The organism is Ectothiorhodospira sp. 9100 (genome assembly GCF_022227565.1).
Classification (GTDB): Bacteria; Pseudomonadota; Gammaproteobacteria; order Ectothiorhodospirales; family Ectothiorhodospiraceae; genus Ectothiorhodospira; species Ectothiorhodospira marina.
Genome location: NZ_JAJNAN010000128.1, coordinates 1 through 646, shown reverse-complemented (window position 1 = coordinate 646; position 646 = coordinate 1). Strand labels below are relative to the sequence as shown.

2 protein-coding genes are annotated in these 646 nt (G+C 62.8%); both read left to right on the top strand.

Annotated elements, in window-relative coordinates; all coding sequences use genetic code 11:
• The coding region (locus tag LPW29_RS15285) for a DNA-binding protein (protein WP_238628726.1) at nucleotides 1-260 on the top strand (260 nt) is incomplete at its 5' end.
• A gap of 91 nt (nucleotides 261-351) precedes the next feature.
• Nucleotides 352-646: RES family NAD+ phosphorylase (locus LPW29_RS15280; RefSeq protein ID WP_238628725.1), on the top strand; the 295-nt coding region annotated here is incomplete at its 3' end.

The following is a 646-nucleotide window of genomic DNA, read 5'->3' as shown; positions in this document are numbered from 1 at the left end:
CCGAACTGGCAGGGGTTCATCGCAACACGCTGCGCACCCATCCGGAATCCCCAAGACTGCAATCCGCGCTGCGTGACCTGATGCGCGTTTTGTCGGCCGCCACGGCGGTGGAGCCGGACCCACAGCGGGCCATCTTCCTGGTCAAGAACGAGCCCGTTCCCGCGTTCCGTCACAAGACCCTGCTGCAACTGGTACAGGAAGGGCGGACCGAGGATGTGATCGGCTATCTGGAGTCGATCAGCGCCGGGTTCGTCGGGTGATCCTCGTCGACCTGCCTTCCGGCACCACCTTGTTTCCCGCGCTTACCCCGCAGTGGGCCAGCAGACCTCACCCTTCCTGCCACCTTGCACGATGTGTTCCTACACTGCGACGCTGCGTGATCTGGTCGACCTGCGTCAGTTACACCGCGGGGAACCCTGGGACGAGCTATGGCATGACTGGCGCGAGGATTGGCGGCACCTGAAATTCGATCTGCACGTTGAACCTCCAACCTGGGTTCTTGCAGACATGGTTCGGGCCCGTGGTTGCACAGGCATCCTCTTCCCGAGCCAGGCACACGAGGGGGGCACGAACCTGGTCGTATACTCTGACCGGCTCACAGATGACAACTCCGTCACCGTGAACGACCCGGACGGACAGCTACCCC